A 15,350-nucleotide genomic window follows, 5' to 3' on the forward strand; every position below is an offset into this window, starting at 1 on the left:
AATCTGGGAGGATTGTCATGACGTCCACCGCGCAGGAACTGCACCCGGCCCCCACGCTGCAGCCGGGCAGGACGATCCTCGAACTCAACGGCCTCGAAAAGCGCTATCCCGGCACGCATGCGCTGAAGCCCGTTCACCTTGCCTTCAAGGCGAGTGAGATCCACGCCATTGTCGGCGAGAATGGCGCCGGCAAATCGACGCTGATCAAGCTTCTGACCGGCGTTATGCCGCGCACCTCGGGCGAGGTCATCTGGGAAGGCAAGCCGGCGGCTTTGGCCACCCCGCATGAGGCGATGGCGCTGGGTATCAACGCCGTCCACCAGGAGGTGGTGCTGTGCCGCCATCTCACCGTCGCCGCCAACATGTTCCTCGGCGAGGAGGAGTCCCGCTTCGGCCTCTTACAGCAGCGCGCCATGGTCAAGGAAGCGCAGAAGATCATCGACGGGCTCGGCTTCGACCTGCCGGCGCATGTCGTGCTCGGCGATCTAACCATCGGCCAGCAGCAACTGATCGCCGCCGCCCGCGCCACCGTGCGCGGCACAAAATTCCTGATCTTCGACGAGCCGACCGCCTACCTCACCCGCAAGGAAGCTGACCAGCTCTTCAAGCTGATCCGCCGGCTGAAGGGCGAAGGCGTCACCATCATCTATATCAGCCACCGCATGGAGGAAGTGTTCGAGCTCGCCGACCGCGTTTCCGTACTGCGTGACGGCACGCTCGTCGGCACCCGCAACATTGCCGAGACCAACGAGCCCGAGCTGGTCAAGCTGATGATCAACCGCTCGATCGAGCAGATCTACCACAAGGAGCATTTCACGCCCGGCGCCACCGTCGTCGAGGCGAGGAGCCTCTCGGGCAAAGGTTTTGAGAATGTCTCGGTGACCGTCCGGGAGGGCGAGATCGTCGGCCTCTACGGCCTGATCGGCGCCGGCCGCAGCGAGTTCGTCACCACGCTTTATGGCCGCCACAAAAAGTCGGCCGGCCAGATCCTGTGGCAGGGCAAGGAGGTCCAGGTCAACTCCGAGCACGATGCGATTAGGTTGGGCATGGCGCTGGCGCCGGAAAGCCGCCGCGACCAGGGCCTGTGCCTCAATCTGCCGGTCGGCATGAACCTCAACCTGCCGATCTACAAGCGCATCTCGAGCAACCTGCTGATCTCCGGTGCGAAGGAGAAGGCCGAGGCCGACCGCCAGATCGCCGATCTGCGCATCAAGACGCCGACGCGCCATGCGCTTGCCTCCAGCCTGTCCGGAGGCAACCAGCAGAAGATCGTCATCGGCAAATGGCTGGCGCATGGCGCCAAGCTGTTCATCTTCGACGAGCCGACGGTCGGCGTCGACGTCGGCACCAAGGCCGAGATCTACCGGCTGTTCAGCGTGCTTCTATCGAAGGGCGCCGGCATCATCCTGATCTCGTCCTATCTGCCGGAAGTCTACGAGCTCGCCGACACGCTGCATGTGTTCCGGCGCGGCAAGCTGGTCGCCACGCATGGCTTCCACAGCGCCGATCACGAGGAAATTCTCACGCAGGCGCTCGCCGAGAAACAAGAAAAACAGGGAGGTCAGACATGAGCACCGAGGCCATCGCCGCCGAAAAGCCCAAGCGAAATTACAACGCCCTGTTCGGGCTGACGCTGCTGGCGCTGCTCGTTCTGCTGTGGGTCATTCTGTCGCTGGCGACGCCGAGCTTCGCCTCGGCCAACAACATCTCGAACCTGCTGCGGCAAGGTTCGATGATCGCCATCCTGGCGGTCGGCCAGACCTTCGTCATCATCACCGGCGGCATCGATCTTTCCGTCGGCGCGGTGGTCGGCTTCACCACCGTCATCGCCGCCATGTTGATCAATGCCGGCATACCGGTCTTCGCCGCGATCCTGATCACGCTTCTGGTCGGCGTCGCCATCGGCCTGTTCCACGGTTTCGGCATCGTCAAGATGGGTCTGCCGCCCTTCATCATCACGCTGGCGACGCTGACGTCCCTGCGCGGCATCGGCCTGTTGATGACCAACGGCAATTCGATCTCGATCAACAACGACGCCTTCCAGGAGTTCTCGCGCAACTCCTTCGTCGGCATCCCCAATCTGTTCTGGATGGTGATCCTGGTTGGTATCCCGGCCTACGTCTTCCTGCATCACAGCCGCTGGGGCCGCTATCTGTTCTCGGTCGGCTCCAATGCCGAGGCGTCGCGCCTGTCCGGCGTCAACGTGCAGCGCACCATCTACATGGCCTATACGCTGTCCGGCCTGTGCGCGGCCTTCGTCGGCGTGCTGCTCGCCTCGCGCATCGGCATCGGCAACCCTACCCAGGCCGAGGGCTGGGAACTGCAGGCGATTGCCTCATCGGTGATCGGCGGCACCTCGCTGTTCGGCGCGGTGGGTTCGGTGCACGGGCCCCTGCTCGGCGCCTTCATCCTCGCCACCATCAACAACGGTGCCAACCTGCTCAACGTCAATGCCTTCTGGCAGCGGATCATCACCGGCCTGCTGATCATCGTCATCGTCTACTTCGACGGTCTGCGCCGTCGCGGCAAATGAATCCTCCCTGAAACTTCCGCGCCGGCCCCGTTCAACCGAGGCCGGCGCGCTTTTTTGAACTCTGGATTTGCCCAATGAAAGCCGTCGTCTGCCGCTCGCCCGGCGATCTCGTCCTCGAAGACCGCGCCGACCCCGGCGCGCCTCCGCCCGGCTGGGCGCGCATCGCGGTCAGCCATGTCGGCATCTGCGGCACCGACTACCACATCTTCGAAGGCAAGCACCCTTTCCTCGCCTATCCGCGCATCATGGGCCACGAGGTTGCGGGCACCGTGGCCGAGAGAGGTGAAGGCGTCGACCTTGCCGTCGGCGAGCCGGTGATCGTCAACCCCTATCTCGCCTGCGGCAAATGCGTTGCCTGCCGACACGCCAAACCGAATTGCTGCGTGAAGATCGAAGTGCTGGGCGTGCACCGCGACGGCGCCATGTGCGACGAGATCCTGGTGCCGGCGCAGAACCTTTATCCGGCAAACGGCCTGTCATTGGCCGACGCCGCCACAGTCGAATTCCTGGCCATCGGCGCGCACGCGGTGCGCCGCTCGCTTGGCATGCCCGGCGCGCGCACGCTGGTCATCGGCGCCGGCCCGATCGGCCTCGGCACGGCGATTTTCGCGCGCATCGCCGGGCTGGACGTCAGCCTGCTCGACATGAGCACCGAGCGTCTCGGCTTCGCCGAAAAGGAACTCGGCTTTGCCCCGCTCGACAGTTCGAAGGCAACCGCCGCCGAACTGGTGCGGCAGGCAACCGACGGTGAAGGTTTCGACCTCGTGTTCGACGCGACCGGCAACACGCGGTCGGTGCAGTCGGCCTTCGCCCATGTCGCGCATGGCGGCGCGCTGGTGCTGGTCAGCGTCGTCAAGGACGACATCACCTTCTCCGATCCCGAGTTCCACAAGCGCGAGATGACGCTCGTCGGCAGCCGCAATGCGCTAAGGGCCGATTTCGACCATGTCGCGGCTTCGATCCGCAACGGCGCCGTGCCGTTGGACAAACTCGTCACCCACCGCACGACGCTTGGCCAAACGCCGCGTGATCTGGCACGGTGGACGCATGAGAAATCCGGCCTGATCAAGGCGATCATCGAGGTCGGATAGGACGCTTCTAATCGTTGGCCGAGAGCCTGAGTTCCACCCGCTCCGCTGGAAAGCGCGACTCCGCGAACTGGATCGGCTGGCCGTCGAGCGTCACGTTGACGGCGACGGTGACCAGCACGATGGCGCCAGGCTGCAGATCCAGCGCGGCAATATCGTCGGCATCGGCGTGCCGTGCCGACAGCACCGTCGAGTTCCGAAGATAATCATTGATGCCGAAGCGCTTCAGCGAGGCGGTGATCGATCCTGTCTCCGCCATTGCCGCTTCGATGCCGGCGAAGCGTTTGGCGTCGAACCAGGTCGTTGCACGCGACACCGGGTGACCGTCGGCCTCGCCGCGCGTCTCCAGGCGGATGACGACCGCGCCCTTGGCAATGCCCAGCGACTCGGCGATGCGCCGGCTGGCCGGTTCGGTCGATGACGAAAGCAGCGCGATATGCCGCTCGGTCGTCTGCCCCTGCAGTCCGGTCGAGAAGCGCGTGCGTGCGCCGATCGGATAGGACAGCCGCTTGCGCGACAAGACGAAGGTGCCGCGTCCCTGCTCGGCCTTCAGCACGCCTTCCTGCACAAGTGCTGCAATAGCGCTGCGCACCGTGTGACGGTTGACGCCGTATCGCTCGGCCAACACGACTTCAGGCGGCAGTGCCGCATTCTCCGCGAAATCGCCGCTCGCAATCCCCTGCAGGATCCTGTCGGCGATCTGCCGCCACAGCGACACGCCGTTACGCCTTTCAATGCTGCTTGCCAGTCCGACCACCTATCGCCCCCGCGCATTTTTCCCGGGTTGTCATCCACCCGTCATGGACTCCCGTTACGAGGTGAGTATAATTTGTATAGTTGTCTATATCAATAGACAAATTTCTGCATGCAGGGAGCGACGCCATGCGAGGACGGGAAGCGCGCGAGCAGGCCGGGCGAAAGGCCATGATGGCAACGCTGGCACACGCTGCGGCCGACGACATCGCGCGTCTGTGGAACGAGGCCGGTCTGCCCTCGGAGGCGGAGCTTTTGCGTGGCCCCGAAACCGGATTGGTGACGGTGCGCGGGCGGATCGGCGGCGGCGGCGCGCCGTTCAATGTCGGCGAGGCGACGGTCACCCGCGCCACGGTGCGTCTGCCATCCGGCCAGGTCGGCCATTCCTACGCGCTCGGCCGCGACAAGGGCAAGGCAAGGCTCGCGGCGATAGCCGACGCGCTCTGGCAGGATCCGGCGCAACGCGAGGCGGTCGAGACGAAACTGGTCGCCCCCCTGCGCGCGGCGCACGACACGGCGCGCGAGACGCGCCGCGTCGAGACGGCGGCCACGAAAGTGGATTTCTTCACCATGGTGCGCGGAGAGGATTGATGAATATCGCCACGCAATCGATCGACGGCGGCTTCATTGAGCCGGTCTTCGACGCGCAAGTCGTCTTCCGAGCCATCATGGACGCTATGGCTCGCCCCGGTTCCGTCCAGGCCCTCGCGCAGCTCGCTCACCCGCCGGCGCCGTTGTCGGCGACGGCCGGCGCCGTAGCGTTGGCACTCTGCGACAACGATACGCCGGTCTGGCTCGATCCGCCGCTGCAGGCGGAAGCCTCGGTCAAGGCCTGGCTCGGCTTTCACACCGGCGCGCCCTTGGCCATGGCCAACACGCCGGCCGACGCGCATTTCGCCCTGATCGCCAATCCGAAGGAGATGGCGGCGCTCGACGGTTTCTCGCAAGGTACGCAGGAATATCCCGACCGCTCGACGACGCTGATCCTGCTCACCAGCGATCTCGGTTCCGGTCCGACGCTGCTGCTTGAAGGCCCGGGCATCGAGAAGACGGCGATGATCGCGCCGACCGGCATGCCGCGCCATTTCGTCGAGCAGTGGAAGCAGAACAACCAGCGTTTCCCGCGCGGCGTCGACATCATTCTGGCCGCGCCCGGCAGCCTCGCCTGCCTGCCGCGCACCACCCGCATCAAGACCATGGAGGCATGACATGTATGTCGCGGTGAAAGGCGGCGAAGCCGCTATTGCCAACGCCCATCGGCTGCTGGCCGATCGCCGCCGCGGCGACCGCTCGGTGCCGGCGCTGCGCCTCGACCAGATCGTCGAGCAGCTGGCGCTCGGCGTCGACCGGGTGATGAGCGAAGGCTCGCTCTATGATCGCGAGCTTGCGGCCTTGGCCGTCGTCCAGGCGCGCGGCGACATGATCGAGGCGATCTTCCTGGTGCGCGCCTACCGCACCACGCTGCCGCGCTTCGGCTACACCAACCCGGTCGATACCGGCGCCATGCAGGTCGAGCGGCGCGTGTCGGCCACCTACAAGGACCTGCCCGGCGGGCAGGTGCTTGGCCCGACCTTCGACTACACCCACCGCCTGCTCGATCCGGACCTCGCCGCCGGCGCCGAGGTCGAGACGCCCGCGCGGCGTTCGGTCGAGGCCGAGGCCATGCCGCGCGTTTCAGCGATCCTCGCCCATGAAGGGCTGATCGAAGCCGACGGCGACATGCCGCTCGACCATGTGCCCGGCGACATCACACGCGAGCCGTTGCAGTTCCCGATGGCGCGCGACATTCGCCTGCAGGCGCTGTCGCGCGGCGACGAGGGTTTTCTCTTGGCGCTCGGTTATTCGACGCAGCGCGGCTACGCCCGCAACCACCCCTTCGTCGGCGAGGTGCGTATCGGCGAGGTCGAGCTGGAGCTAGAGGTGACGGAGCTGCCCTTCGCCGCGCCGCTCGGGTCGATCCGCGTTACCGAATGCCAGATGGTCAACCAGTTCAAGGGCTCGGCCAAGGCGCCGCCGCAATTCACCCGCGGCTACGGCCTGGTCTTCGGCCAGAGCGAACGCAAAGCGATGGCCATGGCGCTGTGCGACCGCGCGCTGCGCGCCGGCGAGCTCGGCGAGGATATCGTCGCCGCCGCGCAGGACGAGGAGTTCGTCATCTCGCATTCCGACAATGTCCAGGCGACCGGCTTCGTCGAGCATTTGAAGCTGCCGCATTATGTCGACTTCCAGGCCGAGCTCGGCCTCGTGCGCCGCATGCGCGCCGAATACGAAGCGCGCATGAATGAGGGCAAAGCCGAAGAGAAGAGGGAGGCCGCGGAATGACCGCGCAACCGACAGAGATCGCCACCTACAACTTCGCCTATCTCGACGAGCAGACCAAGCGGATGATCCGCCGCGCCATCCTGAAGGGCATCGCCATTCCCGGCTACCAGGTTCCCTTCGCCTCGCGCGAGATGCCGATGCCTTATGGCTGGGGCACCGGCGGCGTGCAGGTCACCGCTTCGATCATCGGCCCGGATGATGTTCTGAAAGTCATCGACCAGGGCGCCGACGACACCACCAACGCCGTCTCGATCCGGGCCTTCTTCAAGAAGGTCGCCAATGTCGCCGTTACCACGGAGACGGCGAAGGCAACGATCATCCAGACCCGCCACCGCATTCCCGAGCAGCCGCTGACGGCGGGCCAGGTGCTGGTCTTCCAGGTGCCGATCCCCGAGCCGCTGCGCTTCCTCGAGCCGCGCGAGACCGAGACTCGAAAAATGCATGCGCTGGAGGAATACGGCCTCATGCATGTGAAGCTCTACGAAGACATCGCCAGGCACGGCCGCATCGCCACCACCTATGCCTATCCGGTCAAGGTCGAGGGCCGCTATGTGATGGACCCTTCGCCGACGCCGAAATTCGACAATCCGAAGATGCACCGTTCGCCGGCTTTGCAGCTGTTCGGTGCCGGCCGCGAGAAGCGCATCTACGCGGTGCCGCCTTTCACCGACGTCGTCAGCCTCGATTTCGAGGATCATCCTTTCGAAGTCCAGACCTTCGACCAGCCCTGCGCGCTCTGCGGCGCCGAGAACGTCTATCTCGACGAGGTCATCCTCGATGACCATGGCGGCCACATGTTCGTCTGCTCGGACACCGACCACTGCGAGAAGCGGCGCGACAATCCTACCTCCCCCTCGCGGGGAGGTTGCGCCGAAGGCGCGGGTGGGGGGAACGGCCAATCCTCTCTTTCTTCCACCCCCACCCCGGCGCTGCGCGCCGACCCTCCCCACAAGGGGGAGGGTCGGGAGGCAAAATGACCGACGAACCGCTGCTGCGCGTCTCAGCGCTTTCCAAATTCTACGGCTCGCGTGTCGGCTGCGAGAACGTCACCTTCGACCTCTGGCCGGGCGAGGTGCTGGCGGTCGTGGGCGAATCCGGTTCCGGCAAGACGACATTGCTCAACTGCCTGTCGACAAGGTTGCTGCCCTCCTCCGGCACGGCGAGCTATCGCATGCGCGACGGCCAGCTCCGCGAGCTCTACCGCATGAGCGAGGCCGAGCGCCGCTTCCTGATGCGCACCGACTGGGGCTTTGTCCACCAGAACCCGGCAGACGGACTGCGCATGACCGTATCGGCCGGCGCCAATGTCGGCGAAAGGCTGATGGCTGTCGGCGACCGCCACTATGGCAAGATCCGCGCCACCGCCGTCGACTGGCTGTCGCGCGTCGAGATCGACGAGGACCGCATCGACGACGAGCCCCGCGCCTTCTCCGGCGGCATGCGCCAGCGCCTGCAGATCGCCCGCAACCTGGTGACAGGCCCGCGTCTGGTGTTCATGGACGAGCCGACCGGCGGCCTCGACGTCTCGGTGCAAGCGCGCCTGCTCGACCTCTTGCGCGGGCTGGTTACCGATCTTGGCCTCGCCGCGATCGTCGTCACCCACGACCTCGCGGTGGCGCGGCTTCTGTCGCAGCGCATGATGGTGATGAAGGACGGCCGCGTCGTCGAAAGCGGCCTCACCGACCGCGTGCTCGACGATCCGCGCGCGCCTTATACGCAGCTACTCGTGTCCTCGATTTTGCAGGTTTGACGATGGAACGCATTTCCCTGGCACCTACCCCCACCCCGCTGCTTCGCAGCGACCCTCCCCACAAGGGGGAGGGTAGAACGCCGGCGCCCTACCTCCCCCTTGTGGGGAGGTCGGACCGAAGGTCCGGGTGGGGGTACTTCAACCACCAGGCAAACAACGACAGGAGCACTTTCTGATGCCCACTCCGCTCGTTGTCTCGGACATCGCGAAGAGCTTCACCATGCATCTGCGCGACGGCGTCACGCTGCCGGTGGTGGCGGGCGTCTCCTTCTCGATCCGCGCCGGCGAATGCGCCGTGCTCGGCGGTCCGTCTGGCGCGGGAAAAAGCTCGATCCTGAAGATGCTCTACGGCAACTACGCCGTCGACGAAGGTCAGATCATCGTCCAGCACGCGGGCGGCCTGATCGATCTTGCCTCCGCCAGCCCGCGCACCGTGCTTTCCGTGCGCCGCCACACCATAGGCTATGTCAGTCAGTTCCTGCGCACCGTTCCGCGCGTCTCCGCGCTCGACGTCGTCGCCGAACCGCTGGTCGAGCGCGGCGACGAGAGGGAAATCGCGCGGACCAAGGCGCGTTCGCTGTTGGCGCAGCTCAACCTGCCGGAAAAACTCTGGGCCTTGCCGCCGGCGACCTTCTCGGGCGGCGAGCAACAGCGCGTCAACATCGCGCGCGGCTTCATCACCGAGCATCCGATCCTGCTGCTCGACGAGCCCACCGCCTCGCTTGACGCGAAGAACCGCGATGTCGTGGTCGAACTCATCGCCGCTAAGAAGACGGCGGGCGTTGCCTTGCTCGGCATCTTCCATGATCTCGACGTGCGTGACGCTGTCGCCGATCGCGTCATCGACGTCACCGCCTTCGCCGCTGGAAAGATTGCTGCATGAGCAAAAAACTTTCGGAGACGCCGCTGATCCATCCGACGGCGCAGGTCGAAAACTCGACGCTTGGCCGCTGGACCGAAATCGCCGAGCGCAGCCGTGTCGCCGAATGCGAGCTCGGCGACTATTCCTACATGATGCAGGATTGCGCCGTCTGGTGCGCGACTATTCGAAAGTTCTCCAACATCGCGGCAAGCGTGCGCATCAACGCCACCAATCATCCGACCTGGCGGCCGACGCTGCATCACTTCACCTACCGCGCCTCCGACTATTGGGAAGACGCCGAGCATGAGAGCGATTTCTTCGCCCAGCGCCGCGCCCGGCGCGTCACCATCGGCCACGACACCTGGCTCGGCCACGGCTCGACCATCCTGCCCGGCGTGACCGTGGGCGATGGCGCTGCGGTCGGCGCCGGTGCGGTGGTGTCGAAGGACGTTGCGCCCTACACCATCGTCGGCGGCGTGCCGGCAAAGCCTATCCGCGAGCGTTTCGACCGCAGCATCGCCGAGCGCTACCAGGCGCTCGCCTGGTGGGATTGGGACCATGCAAGGCTGCGCTCCGCGCTCGATGATTTTCGCCAGCTGGAGGCCGAGGCGTTTCTCGAAAAGCACGGCGGTTGAAGATCGTGAATGGTCAATAGTGAATGGCAACGAAGCCCTTCTTCACCATTCACAACCTTGACACACGACTCGGACACGACGCGATCTCTCCCAGGAGATTGCCATGCTCGACACAGTCAAACCCTCGCTCGCCGGATACTTCGAAGGCACCAACCCGACCCCGCCCACGCATCTCGGCACCCGCTATGACGCGTCGGGCAATTTCCTCCTCGAGCCGGGCAACACCGTCGTGTGCCATCTGGTCGAAGGCACCCCTTCCTACGATGCCGTCATCGGGGTGCGCCAACGCATGCTGGCGATGCCCGATGCCGATCGCCTCGCCTTCACGCCGATCTCCAGCCTGCACATGACCCTGTTCCAGGGCATCATCGAATACCGGCGCCGTCTTCCCTACTGGCCGTCGGACGTGCCGCTCGACACCGGCATCGACGACATGACCCGCCTTTATGTGGAGCGCCTGCAAGGCTTCGAGGAGCACGGCCCCTTCAAGGTCAAAACTGTCGAAGTCTTGCCGACCGGTCTCACCGTCGCCGGCGCCACCGAGGAAGACCGCCGGATCCTGAAAGCCTGGCGCGACGCCCTTTCAGCGCCGTTCGGCTACCGCCACCCGGACCACGACACATACGTCTTCCATATTACCTTTGCCTATCAGGTCCGCCGCCTCGCCGATGCGCGGGCCGCAGCCTGGCGGGAATTGTTCGACGACTGCCTGTCGTTCCTCGAGCGCGAGGCTCCGGTGATCGAGCTCAGGCCCCCGGCCTTCTGCAGTTTCAAGGACATGAAGCATTTCGAGGAATTGCTCGTGCTCGAATGATGGCGATGCATGTCGCTCAAAAGTGTGCAGCGGTTTTGGGACAACGACATGCATCGACAAAATTCTGGCCTGTGACTCGTAACAAAACTGACATCAATCCGACACCCCAGCTTCATCGGCCTGCGATAGCGAAGGTTAACAGACCTTCAAAACCGCGACGGACTGGAGTTTTGGTATGTCGGCATTATCGGCCACGCTGGAAATCCGCGGCGTAACCCGACGATTTGGCAAGAACACTGCCGTCAGCGACATCAACATCTCGATCCCGCGCGGCCAGATGGTCGGCATCATCGGGCGCTCGGGCGCCGGCAAGTCGACGCTTCTACGCATGATCAATCGTCTCATCGATCCCAGCCAGGGGTCGATTTTTTTTGACGGCGCCGAGGTCTCCAGCCTGCAGGGTTCGCCGCTGCGCCGCTGGCAGCGCGACTGCGCCATGATCTTTCAACAGTTCAACCTCGTGCCGCGCCTCGACGTGCTTACCAACGTCCTGCTTGGCCGCCTCAACCATCGCTCCACGATTTCCAATCTGCTTGGCATGTTCACCCGCACCGAATGTGCCGAAGCGGTGGCCGCGCTCGAACGCCTCGACATCGCGCGCACCGCGCTGCAGCCGGCTGGCACGCTGTCCGGCGGCCAGCAGCAGCGTGTCGCGATCGCCCGCGCCATGATGCAGCAGCCGAAGGTGCTTCTGGCCGACGAGCCGATCGCCTCGCTCGACCCACTCAATGCCAAGGTGGTGATGGACTCGCTGCGCGACATCAACTTGCGCGAAGGCATCACGGTCGTCACCAATCTGCACACGCTGGACACCGCCCGCGCCTATTGCACCCGCATCATCGGCATGGCCGCCGGCGAGGTCGTCTTCGACGGCGGTCCGCACGACCTCGACCGCGACGCCGTGCGCACGGTCTATGGCGCGGATGCCAGCGGTGCCGAGATCTCCGAGGCGATCACGTCGACCAGCGTCACCATCAAGCCGAAGATCACCGCATCCGCCGGACCGCTCGAACCAGCATTCCCTGGCTATTGAACCCACCCCCGGCCCCAGGCGGTCCGGGCAAATCGTGGATGTCAGCAGAGCAACCCGGATCGCCCGCCAGCGTCAAAGGCAAGACGTGAAAAATCAGAACGCCGCCGGCGCGCAGCCGGAACAACAGGAGAGAGATCAAAATGTTCAGGAAGATGGTTTTTGGGGCGGTTTCGCTGCTCGCCATGGCGGCAAGTGCCGCGCACGCCGCTGACATCAAGGAATTCCGCGTCGGCATCCTCGGCGGTGAGAACGAGACCGACCGTCTGCGCAACTACCAGTGCCTCGCCGACCACCTGAAGTCGGAATTCGGCTTCGAGAAGGTTTCGCTGTTCCCGGCCGCCGACTATGACGGCGTCATCCAGGGCCTGCTCGGCGGCACGCTCGACTTCGCCGAGCTCGGCGCGTCCGGCTATGCCAGCGTCTATCTCAAAGATCCGAAGGCTGTCACCCCGATCCTCACCACCAAGCAGACCGACGGCTCGACCGGCTATTATTCGGTTGGCCTCGCGCTCAAGACGTCCGGCATCACCGACATCAAGTCGGCCAAGGGCAAGAAGCTCGGCTACGCCGATCCGGATTCGACCTCGGGCTACCTGATCCCGCTGACCCAGATTCCGAAGGACACTGGCGCTTCCAACGAGACCTATTTCGCCTCGACCCAGTTCAATGGCGGTCATGAAAACAACGTGCTGGCCGTGCGCGACGGCAAGGTCGACATTGCCGTGGACGATTCCTCCGGCATCGGCGATTTCAAGAACGGCTACACCTCGGGCACCTTCCACAAGGAAGTCGCCAAGGGCGCCGTCGACCCGAACGACTTCGTCGAAGTCTGGCGTTCGGGCCTGATCCCGAACGGCCCGCTGGTCGTGCGCACCGCGCTCGGCGACGACATGACCGCCAAGCTGGCCGCCTTCTTCACCGCTCTGCCGGGCAAGGACAAGGCCTGCTTCGAAGGCGTCGAAGGCGGCGATTTCACTGGCTATGTTCCCGTGAAGCCGGACTTCTACAGCGTCATCGTCGAAGCCCGCAAAGCCGCTATCGGCGGCTAAAGGCATTAGAAGGGCGGCGCTGCGAAAAACGCCGCCCTTTTTGCATGTCCCGATCATGACATCAGCGACACTCCATTCCGACGCGACCCGTCAGCAGGCCGACGCCTGGCGGCGCCAGACCTCTCTGCGCCGCTTCTACACCGCACTCGGCGTCGGTCTTCTACTGGTGGCCATGTGCGCGACCATGTGGTTCGCCGACGAGGCCAATGCCGGCCACTTCTTCGACCGGCTGCCGCATATCCTCGATTTCCTGAGCTGGCTGGTCCCGAAAGATTGGAACGACGTCTGGCGGGCGCTGTTCGATATCGCCTCGCCCAACGACAAAGGCACGCAGGAATTCAACTTCCCGCTCGGCCGCGTCTACGTCTGGGGCGGCTTCTATGTCCCTGAGTATTTCGAGCTGATGCTGACCACGGTGAACGTGGCGCTGGTCTCGACCTTCATCGGCTTCGTCTTCGCCGTTCCCTTCTCCTTCATCGCCGCGCGCAACCTCACGCCGAGCCCGATGCTGCGGCTCATCGTCAAGCGCTTCATGGAATTGCTGCGCGCCTTCCCCGAGATCGTCATTGCCGGCCTGTTCGCGGCCATCGTCTCGATCGGCCCGGTCGCCGCCATCATCGCCATCGGCCTGCATTCGATCGGCGCGCTGGGCAAGCTGTTTTATGAGATCAACGAGAACATCGACATGCGCCCGGAGGAAGGCCTTCGCGCGGTCGGCGCCAATTGGTTCGAGCGCGTGCGCTTCGCCGGGCTGCCGCAGGTGCTGCCCAATTTCATGTCCTACACATTGCTTCGGATCGAGATCAACGTGCGCATCTCGACAATCATGGGCGCGGTCGGCGGTGGCGGCATCGGTGAGGAGTTGAAGCTCTCGATCTCGCGCGGCTTCGGCGCCAAGACGCTGGCGCTGGTGCTCCTACTCTTCACCACCATCTTCCTCGTCGACCAGTTTTCCGCCTGGCTGCGCCGCAAGCTCGTCGGCGAGCAGGCTTTCCTGATGAGCGCCTAGACCATGACCCCAAAAAGTGGAGACCGGTTTTTGGAAAAGATCTTGGAAAAGATCATGGTCCAAACAAAATGACCGCCATGACCGCCGACCAAGTAAGCGCTATTGAACAACGCCACCCGCAGATATTCCAGCGGCCGGCCTACAAGCGCTTCTGGCCGCTACTGCTGATCGCCGGCACGATGCTCTATCTTGCCTATGCCTTGTGGTTCTTCAGCCTGCCGCAGGTGCTGCGCGACTCGCACTGGGAACGCCTGCCGCTCTTTCTGTCCCAATGGATCAGCTACGACCTGCAGCCGGAATTCCGTCTCGACCAGCCGCAGATCACGCCGAAATATCCGCGTTTCTCGGCGCTCGGCGAGAACCCCAATCCGGACTGGGTGATCAAGAACCCCGACGGCACTTTCACGGTTCAGATCGACGGCGACGCAAAATCCGTCACCTTCGACAAGACCAGGGCGACGATCATAGCCAATGGCGTGACGGTGCCGGTATCGCTGACCAGCGGCAAGCCGGCGGTGAGCGGCCCGGTACCCGACTGGGTAACGGTCCATGACGACGAAATCGTCGCCAAAATGGGTTTTGCCGGCGAGGCGCGCATCACCGTCGACCGCGTCAAGGTGCGCAAGCGCTTCCTCGGCTGGGCGAATTTCGTCTTCGACACCCGCTCGCCCTTCTTCGGTAAACCGGCCGGCGAGGTCATCTCGCTGATCGTCTCCGGACCTGAGCTTCAGCCCGGCACGTCGAACCTCGCCCTTGCCGCCGATAATATCTGGAACAACGCCCAGTGGCAGCACGGCGACGTCTGGACGAAGCTCTTGCAGACCATCGTCATGGCGTTCCTGGGCACGCTGCTCGGCGGCATCGTCGCCTTCCCGCTTGCCTTCTTCGCCGCCCGCAACATCACGCCGAGCGGCGTGCTCAGCCAGGTGCTGAAACGCTTCTTCGATTTCATGCGCTCGGTCGACATGCTGATCTGGGCGCTGTTCTTCACCCGCGCCTTCGGTCCCGGACCGCTGGCCGGCAGTGCCGCGATCTTCTTCACCGAGATCGGCACGCTCGGCAAAACCTATTCCGAGGCGCTGGAAAACATCGACGACAAGCCGCGCGAAGGTGTGCTCTCGACCGGCGCCAACGGCCTTTTGGTGCAGCGTTATGGCGTGTTGCCGGAAGTGGTGCCGATCTTCATCAGCCAGACGCTCTACCAGTGGGAATCGAACACCCGCGGCGCCACCATCATCGGCGCCGTCGGCGCCGGCGGCATCGGCCTGAAGCTGTGGGAAGCGATGCGCACCAATTCCAACTGGGCCAACGTCTTCTACATGGTGCTGTTGACGCTGCTCGTCGTCTTCATCTTCGACAACGTCTCGAACTTCCTCCGCCGCCGGCTGAGCCGCACATTGCATGATTATAACCGGCTGCAGGCCGCGCAGGGGTAACGGACGCAGCGCCCATCACTGCCGGTGGCCAACCGCGCCTTCGTTATCCACGGGCGGAGCAAGGAG

General features: G+C 64.4%; 16 protein-coding genes. 15 read left to right on the plus strand and 1 reads right to left on the minus strand.

Annotated features, from left to right (window positions below):
* Positions 1 to 17: 17 nt before the first annotated feature.
* From RFM68_RS00250 to RFM68_RS00260, 3 genes are all read left to right on the plus strand, one after another.
* On the plus strand, positions 18 to 1,571 hold the full coding sequence (locus RFM68_RS00250) for a sugar ABC transporter ATP-binding protein (protein WP_320230656.1): 1,554 nt from the start codon (positions 18 to 20) through the stop codon (positions 1,569 to 1,571).
* Positions 1,568 to 2,533 (plus strand): ABC transporter permease, encoded by a 966-nt coding sequence (locus RFM68_RS00255; protein WP_320230657.1) that lies wholly within the window; start codon positions 1,568 to 1,570, stop codon positions 2,531 to 2,533. The genes RFM68_RS00250 and RFM68_RS00255 overlap by 4 nt, the downstream gene beginning before the upstream one ends.
* Before the next feature lie 74 nt (positions 2,534 to 2,607).
* The gene (locus RFM68_RS00260) at positions 2,608 to 3,624 is read left to right on the plus strand and encodes a zinc-binding alcohol dehydrogenase family protein (RefSeq protein WP_320230658.1); all 1,017 of its coding nucleotides are present in this window, start codon (positions 2,608 to 2,610) and stop codon (positions 3,622 to 3,624) included.
* 7 nt (positions 3,625 to 3,631) lie between these two features.
* Here RFM68_RS00260 and phnF read toward each other — a convergent pair whose 3' ends face one another.
* On the minus strand, positions 3,632 to 4,369 hold the full coding sequence (gene phnF, locus RFM68_RS00265; protein ID WP_430694808.1) for a phosphonate metabolism transcriptional regulator PhnF: 738 nt from the start codon (positions 4,367 to 4,369) through the stop codon (positions 3,632 to 3,634).
* Positions 4,370 to 4,503: 134 nt separating this feature from the next.
* Between phnF and phnG the strand changes: the two genes are divergently transcribed.
* From phnG to phnE (RFM68_RS00325), 12 genes are all read left to right on the plus strand, one after another.
* Positions 4,504 to 4,965, plus strand: a complete 462-nt coding sequence (gene phnG, locus RFM68_RS00270) for a phosphonate C-P lyase system protein PhnG (RefSeq protein WP_320230660.1) — start codon at positions 4,504 to 4,506, stop codon at positions 4,963 to 4,965.
* Positions 4,965 to 5,582, plus strand: a complete 618-nt coding sequence (gene phnH / locus RFM68_RS00275) for a phosphonate C-P lyase system protein PhnH (RefSeq protein WP_320230661.1) — start codon at positions 4,965 to 4,967, stop codon at positions 5,580 to 5,582. The genes phnG and phnH overlap by 1 nt, the downstream gene beginning before the upstream one ends.
* A gap of 1 nt (position 5,583) precedes the next feature.
* Entirely contained in the window at positions 5,584 to 6,696 is a 1,113-nt protein-coding gene (locus RFM68_RS00280) for a carbon-phosphorus lyase complex subunit (protein WP_320230662.1), read from the plus strand.
* Positions 6,693 to 7,673, plus strand: a complete 981-nt coding sequence (locus tag RFM68_RS00285) for an alpha-D-ribose 1-methylphosphonate 5-phosphate C-P-lyase PhnJ (RefSeq protein WP_320230663.1) — start codon at positions 6,693 to 6,695, stop codon at positions 7,671 to 7,673. The genes RFM68_RS00280 and RFM68_RS00285 overlap by 4 nt, the downstream gene beginning before the upstream one ends.
* On the plus strand, positions 7,670 to 8,446 hold the full coding sequence (gene phnK / locus RFM68_RS00290; RefSeq protein WP_320230664.1) for a phosphonate C-P lyase system protein PhnK: 777 nt from the start codon (positions 7,670 to 7,672) through the stop codon (positions 8,444 to 8,446). Before RFM68_RS00285 ends, phnK begins: the two co-directional genes overlap by 4 nt.
* A 175-nt stretch (positions 8,447 to 8,621) precedes the next feature.
* Positions 8,622 to 9,329, plus strand: coding sequence for a phosphonate C-P lyase system protein PhnL (gene phnL, locus RFM68_RS00295; RefSeq protein ID WP_320230665.1), 708 nt, complete (start codon positions 8,622 to 8,624; stop codon positions 9,327 to 9,329).
* Entirely contained in the window at positions 9,326 to 9,943 is a 618-nt protein-coding gene (locus tag RFM68_RS00300; protein WP_320230666.1) for a DapH/DapD/GlmU-related protein, read from the plus strand. Before phnL ends, RFM68_RS00300 begins: the two co-directional genes overlap by 4 nt.
* A gap of 103 nt (positions 9,944 to 10,046) precedes the next feature.
* Positions 10,047 to 10,757, plus strand: coding sequence for a DUF1868 domain-containing protein (locus RFM68_RS00305; protein ID WP_320230667.1), 711 nt, complete (start codon positions 10,047 to 10,049; stop codon positions 10,755 to 10,757).
* A gap of 175 nt (positions 10,758 to 10,932) precedes the next feature.
* On the plus strand, positions 10,933 to 11,790 hold the full coding sequence (phnC, locus tag RFM68_RS00310; protein WP_320230668.1) for a phosphonate ABC transporter ATP-binding protein: 858 nt from the start codon (positions 10,933 to 10,935) through the stop codon (positions 11,788 to 11,790).
* A 140-nt stretch (positions 11,791 to 11,930) separates the two neighbouring features.
* Positions 11,931 to 12,839 carry a phosphonate ABC transporter substrate-binding protein gene (gene phnD, locus RFM68_RS00315; RefSeq protein WP_320230669.1) on the plus strand — a complete coding sequence of 303 codons (909 nt, stop codon included), beginning with the start codon at positions 11,931 to 11,933 and terminating at the stop codon, positions 12,837 to 12,839.
* 55 nt (positions 12,840 to 12,894) lie between these two features.
* Positions 12,895 to 13,848, plus strand: coding sequence for a phosphonate ABC transporter, permease protein PhnE (gene phnE, locus RFM68_RS00320; protein WP_320230670.1), 954 nt, complete (start codon positions 12,895 to 12,897; stop codon positions 13,846 to 13,848).
* A gap of 68 nt (positions 13,849 to 13,916) precedes the next feature.
* Entirely contained in the window at positions 13,917 to 15,284 is a 1,368-nt protein-coding gene (gene phnE / locus RFM68_RS00325; protein ID WP_320230671.1) for a phosphonate ABC transporter, permease protein PhnE, read from the plus strand.
* The last annotated feature ends 66 nt before the right edge of the window (positions 15,285 to 15,350 follow it).

It is taken from the genome of Mesorhizobium montanum (genome assembly GCF_033977145.1).
GTDB classification, from domain to species: Bacteria; Pseudomonadota; Alphaproteobacteria; order Rhizobiales; family Rhizobiaceae; genus Mesorhizobium; species Mesorhizobium montanum.